The sequence below is a fragment of the Streptomyces liangshanensis genome (assembly GCF_011694815.1).
Taxonomy (GTDB): domain Bacteria; phylum Actinomycetota; class Actinomycetes; order Streptomycetales; family Streptomycetaceae; genus Streptomyces; species Streptomyces liangshanensis.
The window spans coordinates 6,917,331-6,932,674 of the sequence record NZ_CP050177.1; the positions used below are offsets into that span (position 1 = coordinate 6,917,331).

A 15,344-nucleotide genomic window follows, 5' to 3' on the forward strand; every position below is an offset into this window, starting at 1 on the left:
CAATGACGTCTTCAAGAGGTTCGGGAGCCGGCATCCGCCGGAACGTTGCCCGGAAGGCGGTCGCGGCCCTCGCCCTGTCGGCCGTCACCCTGCTGGCCGGCTGCGGAGCCGACGCCACGCAGTCCTCCCCGTCGGCCGGCGCCAAGGCCTTCAAGCCGGTCAAGCAGGACAACGCGTCCAAGATCACCGTCTGGACCGACTCGACCCGGCTGCCGCAGGTGCAGGAGTACCAGAAGCAGCACCCCGACGCGAAGCTGAACGTCGTCACGTACGACGGCGGCGCCGACGGGTCGACGTACCTCCAGACGAAGGTGCAGCTCTTCGACCGGACCGGCAAGGGCTGGCCCGACGTCGTGTTCGGCTCGCCCACCGACGTGACGTGGGCCTCGGAGCCCACCAAGCCCGGCGCCGTCGCCTTCGCCGCGCCGCTGGACCAGAACCTGGTGCCGCAGAAGACCCTCGACAACTTCGCCAAGGGCTCCCTCGCGCCGTGCCAGGTCGACGGCCACACCTACTGCATGCGCAACGACATCGCGCAGGTCGTCCTCTGGTACAACAAGAAGCTGATGGACCAGTTCGGCTACCAGGTCCCCACCACGTGGGACCAGTACCAGGCCCTCGGCCAGAAGCTCGCCAAGGAGCACCCCGGCTACCTGGTCGGTTCGGTGGGCGACACCAACTCCCAGGAGTCGTACTTCTGGTCCAGCCAGTGCCCCGCCTTCAACCTCACGGCGCCCGACACCCTGCGGGTGGCCCTCGGGGACGAGAAGTGCACCCGGATGTCCAAGCTGCTGGACACCCTCATCGCCAACAAGACCGTGAGCACCCAGGGCTTCTTCAGCCAGGGCTTCGCCAAGGACAGCGGCAGCAAGGTCCTGATGGCGTACGGCCCGTCCTGGTACGGCCAGTACCTGTTCAACGCCGCGTTCAAGACCCCGGCCGGACAGATATCCGCCGCGGCCCCGCTCACCTGGCCCGGTGAGACGACCGCCTCGACCGGCAACGTCGGCGGCGGCCTCTGGATGGTCTCCGCCCACAGCGCCAACCTCAAGGCGTCCACCGACCTGGTCAGCTGGCTGACCACGTCCGACGCGAACCAGGCCAAGGCGCCGACCTACCCGGCGTACGCGCCCGCGGCCGACGCCTGGCTCGCCAACCCCGACAACAAGAAGTACTTCGCCGGCGACATCAGCGACGTCTTCCGCACGGCCGCGGGCCAGGTGTGGACGGGGTGGTCCAACACCAAGTTCAGTGACGCGACCGCCTGGTCGAGCGTGGTCCTGCCCGCGCTGACCTCCGGCAAGACCCTGACGGCCACCCTGCCCGCCTGGCAGACGGCCATCGCCAACGAGGCCAAGGCCGTCGGATACAAGGTGACCACGAAATGACCGTGCTGGACACTCAGCACGTCACGAGCGCGCCCCGCCGCCGCGATTCGTCGCGGCGGCGGGGCGGGCGGGCCGGCTACCTCTTCGTGGCCGGCTACGCGATCCTGCTGCTCGCCTTCGGGGTCTTCCCCACCGTCTACTCGCTGTACCTGTCCCTGACGAACGACAGGGGTCAGTTCACCGGCATCAACCAGTTCACCAAGGTGATGGGGGACTACCGGTTCGTCCCCGCCTTCACCAACATCCTGTTCTACCTGGTGATGTGGCTCGTCGTCCTCGTCGTCCTGACGGTCCTGGTGGCCGTCGTCCTGCGCGGACGGATGAAGCCCGGCCTCTCCGCCGTCTTCCGCTTCCTCTACTACATCCCGGGAGCGCTGGCCGGTGTCGCCAGTGTGCTCGTGTGGCTGTTCATGCTCGACCCGGCGGTCAGCCCCGTCTCCTGGGTGCTGGACGCCATGGGCAAGGACACCTTCGCCGCCGTCCTGAGCCCCGGCGACCTTCCGGTGATCTTCGTCCTGATCGCCTTCTGGACCGGCGCGGGCGGCTGGATCGTCGTGATGTACGGGGCGTTGAACAACATCCCCGACGAGGTCATCGAAGCCGCCAGGATGGACGGGGCCGGGCCGTGGAAGACGGCCTGGCACATCCAGATCCCCATGATCAGGCAGTGGATCGCCTACATGACGATCCTGGCCTTCGCGGCCGGCACCCAGCTCTTCGTCGAGCCGCAACTGCTCCAGACGGCCAGCCTCGGCCGGGTCAGCCCCACCTGGTCGCCCAACCAGCTGGCGTACGTCTTCGCCTTCCAGCAGGGCGACTTCAACGGCGCCGCGGCGATCTCCGTCTTCCTGCTGGTCCTGGGTGTCATCGTCGCCGGGCTGCTCGTCTGGCGCTCGGACATGTTCAAGTTGGATGAGAAATGACCTACACCGCATCTGGCTCAGCCACTCGCCCGCAGCGGGGCAAGCCCTCCCGCGCCCTGTCGGTCCTCGTCGTCGGCGTGCTGCTCACCGCGCTGCTCGTGTTCTTCGTCCTGCCGGTCCTCTGGCTGCTGCTCGCGCCGACGAAGACGGCCGCGCAGATCACCCACGACTCGCCGCTCTCCTTCGGCTCCTTCGCCCAGATCGGCAAGGCCTGGCACCACCTGGTCGACTTCCAGGACGGCGCGCTGCTCCTGTGGCTGCGCAACTCCGCCGTCTACTCGGGCGGTTCGCTGATCCTCACCCTGGTGACCAGCGTGCCCGCGGGGTACGCGCTGGCGCTGACGCGGTTCCGGGGACGCAAGCTGCTGCTGACGGTCACGCTCATCACGATGATCATGCCGTCGGCGACCCTGGTGCTGCCGATCTTCCTGGAGCTCAACCGGTTCCACCTGATCGGTACGGTCTGGTCGGTGATCCTGCCGATGGCGTTCTACCCGTTCGGCGTCTACCTGGTCTACATCTACTTCGCGACCAGCCTGCCCCGCGAGATCCTCGCGGCGGCGCGCATCGACGGCTGTTCGGAATGGCAGATCTTCAAGCTCATCGCGCTGCCGCTGGCCAAGCCCGTCATCGGACTCGTCGCCTTCTTCAGCTTCGTCGGCAACTGGAACAACTTCTTCCTGCCGTACCTCGTGCTGCCGAACAGCGACCAGTTCCCGGTCCAGGTGGGACTGAACCAACTCCTGTCGTCCACCCCGGCGTTCAACCCCGTCGCGGGCGCCGGCCTCAACATCACGATCCCCGAACTGGCGCTGGCCATCATCATCGCGATCCTTCCGGTGCTGGCCCTGTTCCTGTTCTCGCAGCGGACCCTCGTCTCCGGGATGCTCGCGGGAGCCACCAAGGAGTGAGCCGGTACGTTCAGCGGGCGGTCAGGTCCAGGGCGGCGACCAGCGCGGCGAGTCCCCGCTGGGTGGCGTCCGCCCGCCAGACCGCCCAGGTGTGACGGACGAGCGGATCGCCGGCCAGGGGATGCCACACCAGCCCCTCGGGCAGCGGGTGCACCCAGCCCGGCGACGCGAGGGCGAACGTCCGCGCGCCGTCCACCGCGGCGAACTTCACCTCCCGTGGCACCGGACGGCCCTCCTCGCTCGCGCTGTAGGTGTCGGTGACGCCGTGGCTGCGCAAGGTGGCGATCACCTGGTCGTGCCAGGCCGGCGAGTCCACGCGGGCGAAACTCACCCAGGACATGCCGCTGAGCCGGTGGAGCCGTACGCTGCCCGCGTCGGCCAGTTCCCCGGCACGGGCGGTGGTGAGGACCACCCCAATCGCCTCCTCCACGGCGAGCACGCTGTCGAGGGACGGGTCCGTGGGGTGGTCACGTACCAGCGCCACGTCGATCTCGCCGGCCCGCAGGGCGGTGAGCTGGGCCGTGCTCCTGGCGTGCTGGAGGACGACCGAGGTGTTCGGGTGCGCGGCACTCACCTCGGCGATCGCCGGCGGCAGCAGGTCCGGGGGGAGTTCCAACGGCACCCCGACCCGGACGCGTTCGGGCGGCACGGCCGGCCGGTTGATCGTGGCCATCAGCCGGTCGTGCCGCTCGACGAGGGAGCGGGCCTCGCCGAGGAGGGTCGCGCCGAGCGCGGTGGGGTGGACGCCGCCGGGGCCCCGGACGAGCAACTGGCCGCCGACCTGCCGCTCCAGCGAGCGCATCGTCTGGGAGAGGGCCGACTGGCTGACGTGCATGACCCGCGCGGCCGCCGAGAGCCCGCCCTCGTCGACGACCGTCACGAACGCCCGCATCTCCCGGATCTCCATGGCGCCGAGAACTCCCTTCGCACGTACGGTGTCCTGTGTTCCGGACAGTACTGGTCACGGGCCCGGCGCCCCGGGAGGGCGGACTCACACGGCGGTGGCGCCCCCGTCGGCGGCGAGCGTGGCGCCGGTGACGAAGCCGGCGCGCGGCGAGGCCAGGAACAGGATGGCCTCGGCGATCTCCGCGGGCCCGGCGGTACGGCCCAGCGGCAGGGTCTTGCCGAGCGCGGCCACTCCGTCACCCCACTCGACCAGGACGCCGTCGGTGAGGGTCGGGCCGGGGGCGACACTGTTGACCCGGACGCCACCGGGGCCGAACTCGGCGGCCCACGTGCGGGTGAGCGAGTCCAGCGCGGCCTTGGTGGCGCTGTAGCCCGAGGCGCCGGGCACACCCATCGACGCGGCCATGGTGGTGACGTTGACGATGCTGCCCGCGCCCCTGCCGAGCATGGCCGGGACCAGGCTCGCGGTGAGGAAGTAGGCGCCGCGGACGTTCGTGTCGAACAACCGCTGGAACACGGTGACGCTCTGCTCCAGCGTCGGCGCGACGGGGAACGCCGAGGCGTTGTTGACGAGGATGTCGACCGGGCCGGCCTCCGCCGCCAGGGCGTGGACCGAGTCGAGGTCCGCGAGGTCGGCCGCGACGAAACGTACGGTGCCGGGGCCGTCCGGCAGGTCGGCGAGCGCCTTCGCGCCGCGCTCGGCGCTGCGGCCGGAGATGACGACGTGCGCGCCCTCGCGGACGAACAGGCGGGCGGTCTCCAGGCCGATCCCGGCCGTGCCTCCGGTGATGAGGGCGACCTGGTCCGTGAGCTCGCCCGGCCGGTTGTCCCGGCGGGTGGCCGACTCTTCGTTGGTGACAGTCATGACGGGCATCTCCTGAAGCGGTTCGGAACGCCGCGCACGGTGTCGCGCGGCTCTGTCCGGTACAAGGAGCGGCCCGCCCCGGGACTTCCGGAACGCCCATCGGCGTTGCCTCTGGGGGCCATAAGCGGCACGCGGGGGCACCTGCGGGAGCGGGCGCGCGGGGTACGTGAGCGAGGTACGCATCACCGTGTACGTGAGCGGGGCACGTACACGGTGGTACGTACCCCGCCCCGGAGGTCACGTGCGCCGGACATCCGTCAGGTGCGCGAACACCACGATGTTGGCCGCGTAGCCCGTCTTCTTCTCGAAGCTCCCGCCGCACGTCAGCAGGCGCAGCTCGGGGCGCCCGGTCCGGCCGTACACCTCCCTGTCGGGGAACTTGTCCTTCCGGTACGTCTTCACGGCATCGACGCCGAACACCGCCGTCCGTCCGTCCGCCCGGGCGATGTTGACCTTGTCGCCGGGGCGCAGGACGTTGAGGTTGAGGAAGATGGCCGGTCCGGTACGGGTGTCCCGGTGGCCCACGACCAGAGCGGTCCCCGCCTCGCCGGGCGTGGGACCGCCCCGGTACCAGCCGACCACACGCGGCTGCTCCAGCGGGGGAGTGCCGAGGTGGCCGGCCGGGTCCAGCCCCACCTGGGTGACCGGTGCCTCGATGGTCAGGGCGGGGACGGCGAGCCGCAACGGCGGCGAGGGCGGCAGGGGGCGGGGCGGGCGCGGGGCCGCCGCCGTCCGCCCCGGCCGGCCGGCGCCTTTCGCGCTCTCCGCGGCGGGCGCGGCGAGCACGATGGGCCCGGTGTCCGGTGGATCGGCGGGGGCGTCGCCGCACGCCCACACCACACCGGTCACCAGCGAGGCGGTCACGCTCAGCGTGAGGGTGAGGCGGCAGGCGCGACTCGGCCCTCTGCGGCGTCGATGTCGGGTGTTACGCGGCGCCATGGCCGCGGCGGCGGGCGCGGCGGACGAGGAGCAGGCCCGCGGCTCCGACCGCACCCGTGACCAGCCACGGGGTCAGCCCCGTCGACGAGTCGTCGCCGCCGTCGAGGCTCGCGACCCCGCCGCCACCCGCCGCCACGGCGCCTGACGGCAGCGGGGGCTCGCCGCTGCCCAGCGGGCAGTCGACCTTGAAGGCCTTCTTCTTGGGCACCCCGCCCGGGAACGTCCAGTTGAGTTGGTACGTGCCGTTGGGGAGCGCGTAGTCCGCCGTGTTGCCCTTTCCGGCCGCCAGGGTGATCGAGCCGGTGAGGGTGGGCAGGGCGGGGGTGGGCGGTTCGGCGGTGATGGTGAAGGTCACCAGCGGGACCGTCTCGAAGTTGAAGGCGCTCAGGTTGAACTTGCAGACCTTCAGGGCGTCCCCGGTGTTGCCGGCGGGGGTCCCGGCGTTGTGGATCCTCACGTCCCCGCTGTCGCCGGGAGCGGCGACCGCGGCCGACGCCCCGGCCAGGGACGCGCCGGCGAGAGCGAACGCGCCGAGGACGGCGGCGGAGCGGGAGCGGGCGGAGCGGAGGGAGGGCGACGTGGGCATGGGAGGCTCCTTCAAGCCGGGATGATTGTCGTACTGCATGTGATCGTCTGACTAGATGTCACATATCCGACAAAATCCGGCGGCGAAACGCCGGGAAACCGGCAAGATGCCCTGTCTGGCCCAGTGGTCGGACCGCCCCCGCCGTCGCGCTCAGACCCGTACGGGCGGCGGCGGCACCTGGGCCGCGGCGCGCTTCCTCCGGAGGACGAGGGCGGCGATCCCGCAGCCCGCCCCGGTGAGCGTGAGGACCAGCCCGAGCAGGCCGGCCGCCAAGCCCACCGCGGCCCCGCCGAGGCCGTCGACCACCCGGCCGTGGACGGCGGCGGCCGACACCGTGCCCGGCTTGCCCCCCGTCCCGTAGAAGCGGGAGTCCAGGGAGTTCCTCCGGTGGTCGCCGAGCAGGAACAGCCGGCCGCGCGGAACGGTCACGTCGTACGGGTGGTCGAGTCCGTCCGCGATGCCGTCGAAGACGTACGGCTCGTCCAGCGGCTTCCCGTTGACCGTGACCCGCTCGTCCTTGCCGCTGCCCTCGCAGCAGGCCACGCGATCTCCCGCGACGCCGATCACCCGCTGGAAGGCGTCGCCCTCCGCGACGCCCTCCGGCATCGTGAACTGCACGACGTCGCCGCGGTGGACGGCGTCCCCGTCCGTCCGCTCGACGACCAGCCGGTCACCCGGGGTGTAGGCGGGCGCCATGCTGCCGCTCACGACCGTCGCCCGCGTGTAGCCCGACCGTACGTACAGCACCGAGCCGACGAGCAGGATCAGGCCCAACGGCACCAACACCCAGGCCGTCACGGCCGGTCCTCGTCCCCCGCGCATGCTCTTCCCCCCTCGTGCCGCGCACCCCGGGCATCGGGGCGGCGCAAGCGGGAGGGTATCCGCCCTGGGTGACGGGGCATCGGCCGGGGCGCGGGCGGCGGATTCAGGACGCGTGGGCGGGGGAGGCGAACGTGACGTCGGCCGCGCGCGCCGCGATCTCCACCCGGTCGCCGAGCGACCATTCCGCGACGCGGGAGACCGTCGCGGCCGGCACGCGGTCGCCGAGGCCGGGCATCGCCGGGACGTCCTGGGTCGCGTGCGCGTCGTGCGGCAGGACCACCCGGTAGCCCCGCGCCAGCGCCGTCCGCGCGGTCGCCGCGACGCACATCTCGGACATCACACCGCAGACGACCAGTGCCCGCACCCCGAAGCCGGCCAACAGGCCGCCCAGCGGCGTCCCGTCGAAGCCGTCGTCCCTGGTCTTGCGGACCACGACCTCGGTGGGGCCCGCCTCGACCGGGTGGTGCAGTTCCCAGCCGGGCGTGTGGGCCTCGTCGTCCGCGCCCGCCGCCCCGTCGTTCTGCACGTGGACGACCAGCGCGCCGCTCTCGCGGGCCCGGGCGATCAGGTCCGTCGTCCGGTCCACGAGCCGGGCCGCGTCGGGCACCGCCCCGTCACCGGAGACGAAGGCGGACTGGACGTCCACCACGAGCAGGGCCTCTGCGGGGAGCGCGGGAGAGTTCATCCCGCCATGATGACCTTCGCCGCCGGAGCCGCTCCAGTCGATTTCGGGGTGCGTTGACGCGTCCCTGCCTGCTGCGATCGCAGCAGGCAGGGCGCCTGCGGTGGCAGGACGACGTACGGGACGTCCTGAGGAAGTGTGGGACACGCGCGAGGTGGGCTCAGTGCCGAGCCCGCCCGGCGCCTTCCGCGCCCGCGCCCCTTCCCGCCGCTTCAGCCGCACTTTGTTCCTGGAGGACCGATGTCCGCCCTTGCCCGCTGGTGCTACCGGCACCGGCTCCTGACCGCACTGATCTGGCTGGGGGTGCTGGTCGGACTGGGAGCGGTGTCGCAGAGCGTGGGCAGCGCGTTCAGTACGACGCTGTCCGCGCCGAGCACCGAGTCCAGCAAGGCCCTGGACCTGCTGAAGAAGAACAGCCCGGCGGCCTCGGGCGACCGGGACACCGTCGTGTGGCACACCTCCGGCGGCAAGGTGACGGACAGCGCGGTGCGCCAGGACCTGACGGGCGTGCTGGACCGGATAGCCAAGGCGCCCGGGGTGGCGTCGGTGAGCAGTCCGTACGCCCCGGGCGGCGCCGGGCAGATCAGCAAGGACACGACCACCGCGTACGCGACGGTGACGCTGGACAAGGCCGCGAACGACGTCGACAAGGCGCAGGTCGAGCACGTCATCTCGCTGGTGAAGCAGGCGCGTACGGACCAGGTCGACGTGCAGTACGGCGGGCAGGCCTTCCGGGCCGCCGAGAACGAGATCAAGCCGACCAGCGAGATCGTCGGGGTGATCGCGGCGCTGCTGATCATGCTGCTGCTCTTCCGCTCGCTGTGGGCCGCGACCCTGCCGATCCTCACCGCCGTCGCCGGGGTCGGCGCCGGCATCATGGGCACCGGCGTGCTCAGCCACACCCTCTCCATCCCCGACGTGGCGACCACGGTCGCCGCCCTGGTCGGGCTCGGCGTCGGCATCGACTACGCGTTGTTCATCGTCAACCGGCACCGCAAGGGCCTGATGGCCGGGTCGTCCGTCGAGGACGCGGCGGCGCGGGCCCTGGACACCTCGGGACGCGCGGTCATCTTCGCCGGACTGACCGTCGTGGTCGCCCTGCTGGGGCAGTACGCGCTCGGCATCGGCTTCCTCAACGGCATGGCGGCCGCCTCCGCACTCACCGTCGCCCTCACCGTGCTCGCCTCGATCACCCTCCTGCCGGCCCTCCTCGGGCTGATGGGACACCGGGTGCTGAGCCGCAAGCAGCGCACCAGGCTGCGCGAACACGGCCCCGTCCAGGAGGAGCAGAAGGGCGTGTGGGGCCGCTGGGCCTCGGCGGTCCTGGCGAAGCCGCGCGGCAAGGCGCTGCTGGCCCTCCTGGTGATGGTGGTCATCTCCCTGCCGGTGTTTTCGCTGCGGCTGGGCAACGCCGACGCGGGCAACGACCCCTCGTCGAGCGCGAGCCGCCAGTCGTACGACCTCCTCGCGGACGGCTTCGGCCCCGGCTTCAACGGGCCGCTGCTGCTGGTGGCCCAGGCACCCCACGCCAAGGACAAGACGGCGCTGGAGTCCCTGGCCACCGACCTCTCCGGGGTGAAGGGGGTCGCCCAGGTGGTCGCCCCGCCGCTGGCCCCCGGCCAGGACGTCGCCACGATCCAGGTCGTCCCGACCACGTCGCCGCAGTCCGTGCAGACCACCGACCTGATCACCCACCTGCGGGACGACGTGGTCCCCGGCGCGGAGAAGGGCACCGACCTCCAGGTCTACGTGGGCGGCAGCACCGCGAGCGGCGTCGACTTCTCCGACGTCATCGTGTCCAAGCTGCCGCTGTTCATCGTGATCATCGTCAGCCTGGGGTGCCTGCTGATGATGGTGGCCTTCCGCAGTGTGCTGGTCCCGCTCATCGGCGTGGTGATGAACCTGCTGACCATGGGCGTGGCCTTCGGCGCGGTGGTCGCGGCCTTCCAGTGGGGCTGGATCTCCGAGGCGCTGGGCGCCGGAGCGGCCGGACCGGTCGAGGCGTTCGCGCCCGTCATGATGATCGCGATCCTGTTCGGCCTGTCCATGGACTACCAGGTGTTCCTGATCAGCCGGATGCACGAGGAATGGACCCTCTCCCGCGACAACGCGCGGGCGGTACGGATCGGGCAGGCCGAGACCGGGCGGATCATCACGGCCGCCGCCGTCATCATGGCGTGTGTCTTCGCGGCCTTCATGTTCAGCGGCCAGCGCATCGTCGCCGAGTTCGGCCTCGGCCTGGCGCTCGCCGTGCTCCTGGACGTCCTGCTCGTGCGTATGGTTATCGTGCCGGCGCTGATGCACCTGTTCGGCAAGCGCAACTGGTGGCTGCCGCGATGGCTGGACAAGCTGCTGCCGCACCTCTCCATCGAGGGGACACCCGACGAGGCGCCCGACACCGCCGCGGACGGGCGGGAGCGGGACCGGCAGGACGTACCGGTCGGGCGCTGAGCCCCCGGCGAGCCCCCCGTACGGCGAAGGAGGACGTGTGATCCCAACGGTGCTGAGCCGGGTCAGGGCGCGCCCGGCGCTGCACGACGCCGTGGTGGCCCTCGGGACCGCCGTCGTGCTGCTGTCGATCACCCTCAGCGTCGCGCTCAGGGCGTCGGACTCCGCCATCGCCGTACCGGCCGGCCTGGTGGTGCTGACCTGCCTGCCGCTGCTCGTCGGCAGCCGCTGGCCGGTGCCCGTCGTGCTGGCGACCGCCGTCCTCGACGTCACCCGGCTGTTCCTGATCGAGCCGGACTTCCAGAAGACCTACCCCACCGCGACCGTGATCGCGCTGTACGTGATGGCCGCGCACACCGGCCGCCGTACCGCGTGGCGGTTCGCGGGGGCGGTCGTCCTCTCGCTGACCGCCGTCGCGCTGATCGCCCGGCCCGGGGTGGACAACCTGCCGATGAACCTCGGTGTGCTGCCCTGGACCTGCCTGCCCGTCGCGATCAGCGACGGCGTCCGCAGCCGCCGGGAGGTCCTGGCGGCCGCGACGGAGCGGGCCGAGCGCGCCGAGCGGACCCGCGAGGACGTCGCGCTGCGCCGGGTGACGGAGGAGCGGGTACGGATCGCCCGCGAGCTGCACGACGTCGTCGCCCACCACATCACCCTGGTCAACGCCCAGGCCGGGGTGGCCCACCACCTGATGCGCACCGACCCGGAGCACGCGTACGTGGCACTCGAACGGATCCGGGACACCAGCCGGTCGGCCCTGGACGAACTGCGCGCCACCGTCGGCCTGCTGCGCCAGCCCGGCGAGGCGCCCTCCACCCAGCCCGCGCCGGGCCTGGCCGACCTGGACGACCTGCTGGAGCGGTTCCGCCACTCCGGGCTCGCGGTGGACCTGGTGACCACAGGGGAGCCGGGCGCCCTGTCGGCGACCGCCGACCTCACGGCGTACCGGATCATCCAGGAGGCCCTGACCAACACCCACAAGCACGCCGGCCGGGCCCGCGCCCGGGTGTGCCTCGATTACGCGGCCGCCCAGGTGCGGATCACCGTCGAGGACGACGGACGGGACGCCGGTACGGGAGCGGGCATCGGCTACGGCCTCATCGGGATGCACGAGCGCGCCCGGACGGCGGGCGGCACCCTGACGGCCGGGGCGCGGCCCGCCCCCGAGACGGGCTTCCGGGTGGTGGGCGAACTGCCGCTGAGCCCCGTGTCCTCCCCGGCGCCGCCCGTCGGCCCGGTCGACGACCCCGCGGAGGCCCCCGCCCCCGGCGGCCGGATCCCGGCCCCCGCCGACGCCTGCTCGATCATCGGCGTACGCCTCATCGGGGGCGGGCGGGCATGACGATCAGAGTGCTGCTCGCCGACGACCAGGCCCTGCTGCGGGGTACGTTCCGGCTGCTCATCGACTCCGAGCCGGACATGGAGGTCGTCGCCGAGGCGTCGGACGGGCGTGAGGCGGTCGCGCTGGCCCTCAGCAGCCAGGCCGAGGTCGTCCTGATGGACATCCGCATGCCCGGCATGAACGGCCTCGACGCGACCCGGCTGATCATGGCGGACGAGGACCTGGCCGGGGTCCGGGTGCTGATCCTGACCACCTTCGAGAACGACGAGTACGTGGCGGAGGCGCTGCGCGCCGGGGCCAGCGGCTTCCTCGGCAAGGGCATCAACCCCGAGGAACTGCTCGACGCGATCCGGGTGATCGCGACGGGCGACATGCTCCTGTCGCCCGCCGCCACGAAGAGCGTCATCTCCCGCTTCCTCGCCCAGACCGAGCGGCCGAACCCGGACGCGGCGGAGCGGCTGGCCGGTCTGACGCCGCGCGAACGGGAAGTGGTCACGTGGGTCGGGCGGGGGCTGTCCAACCAGGACATCGCCACCCAGCTGTACGTGAGCCCGGTCACAGTGAAGACCCATGTCAACCGGGCGATGGCCAAGCTCGGGGCCCGGGACCGCGCGCAGGTGGTGATCCTGGCGTACGAGTCCGGCATCGTGCAGCCGGGCTCGGCCTGACCGGACCGGCCGATTCTTGCCCTCGCGCAACAGTTGTCCGCCGGAGGCCTGGACCTTCGGCGTGATGCACGTACAGTTGGACGAGGTCAAAATCCGGACAATGGCTGATCAAAGGCCTGTCACCGGGACCGACCCGCGACCGACCCCGACCCACCCGCTCCCGCTTGAGGCCCCCCTTTGAGAGAACGGACACCCTCCACCGCCACCCGTGCCCGCCCGGGGCCCGTGGCGCGCTGGTCCGGAGGCACGGCGGGGAAGGCGTTCCTGCTCCGGCTGCTGTGGCAGGCGCCCTCGGTACTGCCGCTCGCGGTGCTGTGCGTCGTGACCGTGGTCGGATTCCTGGTGCCGGGAGACATCCACCTCGCGTCGCTGCTGGTCGCCGTACCGGCGCTGACCGCCGGGCTGATGGGCCCCCGGTTCACCGCCCTCATCACCGGCCTGGCGTGTATATCGGCCGCCGCGCTCGACATCCGCGACGGCCTCATGGACTCCCCGATCCTGCCCATCCACCTGATCGACCTCCTGGTGGTCTGCGGACTGGTCGTGCTCTTCTGGCGCCTTCGGGACATGGACTTCAAGGCGCTGGTCCAGGCGAGATCCGTCTCGGACGCCGCCCAGCGCGCGGTCCTGCGCCCCTTGCCACGCCGGATCGGGCGGCTGCGGATCGCCTCGGTGTACCGCTCGGCCGCGGCCCAGGCGCAGATCGGCGGCGACCTGTACGCCGCCGAGCGGACCCCGGGCGCCGTCCGCCTGATCATCGGGGACGTACGGGGCAAGGGCCTCCCCGCGGTCGACGACGCGGCGGCCGTGCTGGGGGCCTTCCGGGAGGCCGCCCACCGTGACGCCACCCTGCCGGACCTGGTGGCCTCGCTGGAAGGAAGCGTCGGGCGGCACCTGCGCGAGGTCGGCAAGACCGACCGGGACAGCGGTGAGCGGTTCATCACCGCCCTGGTCCTGGAGATCCCCGACGACGCCCCCGTGGTCCGGATGATCAGCTGCGGCCATCCGCCGCCCCTGCGCTCCCACCACGGCGTCACGACGGTGCTGCGCTCGCCGCACCCCGCGCCGCCGCTCGGGCTGGCGCAGGGCGTCGACGACTACCAGCTGGACACCTTCCCGCTGGAATCCGGCGACACCCTGCTCCTGCACACCGACGGCCTGCTGGAGGCCCGGGACGGCACCGGCGCGTTCTACCCCGCCCAGGAACGCTTCGACGCGCTGCTCTGGTGCGACCCCGACGAGCTGCTCCAGCGCCTGCTGAAGGACCTGCTGGAACACGTCGAGGGACGGCTGGAGGACGACGTGGCGCTGGTCGCCCTGGAGCGGCTGCGCGAGCAGCCGGAGCTGCCGACGGCCTGAGGCCGACCGGCTGGCGCCGTCCGGCCCCCGCACGCACTCCCTCAGGCCCTCAGGCCGCGCCGCTCGCCGCCGGGGCGGCGGCCTCGGCGGTCTCCGGGGGCAGGGCGCCTGCGCCGGCGCCGGTCCTGCTCCTGCGCTCCGCGAGCAGCGCCTCGTGGATCTCGCCCGCCCGTACCGCCGTGTTCGACAGCAGCGTCGACGTGATCCCGTGCGTGTGTTCCGTACCGCCCTGGAGATAGATCCCCGAGGTCACGTTCGCGGCCGTCACCACCCGGTGGTCGCGGTCCACGAGCAGCGCGTCCTCGTCGTCGCGCAGGCACAGCTTGCCCACCCCGCCCAGCCGCTCGCCGAGGTCCTGCGGCCGGTATCCGGTGCCGTGGACGAGGACGTCCGCGGTGAGGACCTCCCGCTCGCCGGTCGGCAGGTACTCCACCGTGATGTCCAGCCGGTCCCCGCGCGGTTCGACCTCGCGGATGCGCGACACGTTCAGCATGCGCAGCCGCTCCCGGCCCTGGACCTTCTCCTGGTACATGGTCCGGGACAGGGCCTCGATCAGGTCCATGTCCACCACCGAGTAGTTGGTGCCCCGGTGGTAGTCGAAGAGCGACTGCTTCACGCCGCGCGGCGCGTTGTAGTAGATGTCGACGGCCTCCGGGTCGAAGATCCGGTTGGCGAAGGGGCTGTCGTCGGCGGGTGTGTAGCCGTACTTGGAGAAGACCGAGCAGACCTCGGCCTCCGGGAAGCTGCGGTGCAGGTAGTCGACCGCCTCCGCGGCGCTCTGCCCGGCGCCCAGCACCACGACCCGGCGCACCTCCTTGCCGCTGCCCGCCAACTCCGCGACGCGGGGCATGAGCTGGCTGTTGTGCCAGACCTGGTCCGACAGGACGGTCCCGGGCGGCAGGTGGGGCTCCAGGCCCGTGGCGACGACGAGGTTGCGCGCCCGGCGCACGATCCGGGCCTCCGGGTCCCGGGGGTCGCGGCTGGTCACGTCGAACCAGCGGACCTCGCCGTCCACCGTCACCGGGTCGACGGAGACGACCTCGGAGCCGTACGTGACGAGGCCGCCGACGCGGGCGGCGGCCCACTCGAAGTAGTCGTGGAACTCGATGCGGAGGGGGAACAGCGTCTTCTGGTTGAGGAAGTCGACCAGCCTGCCCTGCTCGCGCAGGTACGACAGGAAGCTGAAGCCGCTCGTCGGGTCCCGCATCGTGACCAGGTCCTTGAGAAAGGAGACCTGCATCGTGGCATCGTCGATGAGCATGCCCCGGTGCCAGCCGAACCGCGGTTGCTTCTCCAGGAACCCGGCCCGTATCCGTTCGTCGTCGGGAACTCGTGCGTTGTGTTCCTGGATCGCTATCGCGAGCGCCAGGTTCGACGGCCCGAAGCCGATGCCGATCACGTCATGGATGTCCTGGACCGAGCCCGGCTCACTGTGCAGTGGGTTCACCGCGTCATCGCCTCCCTAAGCAGGCACATGTTAGATAAGGTTAGCCTTACCTTGCAAC

The 15,344-nt window shown here is 71.7% G+C and carries 14 protein-coding genes; 7 read left to right on the plus strand and 7 right to left on the minus strand.

All coding sequences use genetic code 11. The features are described 5' to 3' along the window. Positions 1–2 precede the first annotated feature (2 nt). The 3 genes from HA039_RS30090 to HA039_RS30100 are packed head-to-tail and all read left to right on the plus strand — an operon-like array spanning position 3 to position 3,222. Positions 3–1,388 (plus strand): ABC transporter substrate-binding protein, encoded by a 1,386-nt coding sequence (locus tag HA039_RS30090; protein WP_167034626.1) that lies wholly within the window; start codon positions 3–5, stop codon positions 1,386–1,388. Continuing rightward, positions 1,385–2,311, plus strand: a complete 927-nt coding sequence (locus HA039_RS30095; RefSeq protein WP_167034628.1) for a carbohydrate ABC transporter permease — start codon at positions 1,385–1,387, stop codon at positions 2,309–2,311. The genes HA039_RS30090 and HA039_RS30095 overlap by 4 nt, the downstream gene beginning before the upstream one ends. Continuing rightward, a complete protein-coding gene (locus HA039_RS30100; RefSeq protein ID WP_167034630.1) occupies positions 2,308–3,222 on the plus strand; it encodes a carbohydrate ABC transporter permease in 915 nt (304 codons plus the stop codon). Before HA039_RS30095 ends, HA039_RS30100 begins: the two co-directional genes overlap by 4 nt. Before the next feature lie 10 nt (positions 3,223–3,232). Here the strand turns inward: HA039_RS30100 and HA039_RS30105 are convergent, their stop codons facing one another. From HA039_RS30105 to HA039_RS30130, 6 genes are all read right to left on the minus strand, one after another. After that, on the minus strand, positions 3,233–4,129 hold the full coding sequence (locus HA039_RS30105; protein ID WP_167034632.1) for a LysR family transcriptional regulator: 897 nt from the start codon (positions 4,127–4,129) through the stop codon (positions 3,233–3,235). An 84-nt stretch (positions 4,130–4,213) separates the two neighbouring features. After that, entirely contained in the window at positions 4,214–4,993 is a 780-nt protein-coding gene (locus tag HA039_RS30110) for an SDR family NAD(P)-dependent oxidoreductase (protein ID WP_167034634.1), read from the minus strand. Positions 4,994–5,230: 237 nt separating this feature from the next. Further along, the gene (locus HA039_RS30115) at positions 5,231–5,857 is read right to left on the minus strand and encodes a class F sortase (RefSeq protein WP_167034636.1); all 627 of its coding nucleotides are present in this window, start codon (positions 5,855–5,857) and stop codon (positions 5,231–5,233) included. Positions 5,858–5,918: 61 nt separating this feature from the next. After that, positions 5,919–6,518 carry a hypothetical protein gene (locus tag HA039_RS30120; RefSeq protein WP_167034638.1) on the minus strand — a complete coding sequence of 200 codons (600 nt, stop codon included), beginning with the start codon at positions 6,516–6,518 and terminating at the stop codon, positions 5,919–5,921. A 150-nt stretch (positions 6,519–6,668) separates the two neighbouring features. Then, complete coding sequence (lepB, locus tag HA039_RS30125) at positions 6,669–7,316, minus strand: signal peptidase I (RefSeq protein WP_243869826.1); 648 nt, start codon at positions 7,314–7,316, stop codon at positions 6,669–6,671. Positions 7,317–7,443: 127 nt separating this feature from the next. Continuing rightward, on the minus strand, positions 7,444–8,025 hold the full coding sequence (locus tag HA039_RS30130) for an isochorismatase family protein (protein WP_167034642.1): 582 nt from the start codon (positions 8,023–8,025) through the stop codon (positions 7,444–7,446). Positions 8,026–8,262: 237 nt separating this feature from the next. On the opposite strand from HA039_RS30130, the gene HA039_RS30135 reads away from it, so the two are divergent. The 4 genes from HA039_RS30135 to HA039_RS30150 all read left to right on the plus strand — a co-directional run bounded on the left by HA039_RS30135 (position 8,263) and on the right by HA039_RS30150 (position 13,839). After that, positions 8,263–10,473: an MMPL family transporter gene (locus tag HA039_RS30135; RefSeq protein ID WP_167034644.1), complete on the plus strand. Its 2,211-nt coding sequence runs from the start codon at positions 8,263–8,265 to the stop codon at positions 10,471–10,473. A 37-nt stretch (positions 10,474–10,510) separates the two neighbouring features. Then, the gene (locus HA039_RS30140) at positions 10,511–11,812 is read left to right on the plus strand and encodes a sensor histidine kinase (protein ID WP_167034646.1); all 1,302 of its coding nucleotides are present in this window, start codon (positions 10,511–10,513) and stop codon (positions 11,810–11,812) included. After that, complete coding sequence (locus HA039_RS30145; RefSeq protein ID WP_167034648.1) at positions 11,809–12,480, plus strand: response regulator; 672 nt, start codon at positions 11,809–11,811, stop codon at positions 12,478–12,480. The genes HA039_RS30140 and HA039_RS30145 overlap by 4 nt, the downstream gene beginning before the upstream one ends. A gap of 225 nt (positions 12,481–12,705) precedes the next feature. Next, positions 12,706–13,839, plus strand: coding sequence for a PP2C family protein-serine/threonine phosphatase (locus tag HA039_RS30150; protein WP_243869829.1), 1,134 nt, complete (start codon positions 12,706–12,708; stop codon positions 13,837–13,839). A gap of 49 nt (positions 13,840–13,888) precedes the next feature. Here HA039_RS30150 and HA039_RS30155 read toward each other — a convergent pair whose 3' ends face one another. Further along, a complete protein-coding gene (locus HA039_RS30155) occupies positions 13,889–15,286 on the minus strand; it encodes a lysine N(6)-hydroxylase/L-ornithine N(5)-oxygenase family protein (protein ID WP_167034650.1) in 1,398 nt (465 codons plus the stop codon). Between the last annotated feature and the right edge of the window lie 58 nt (positions 15,287–15,344).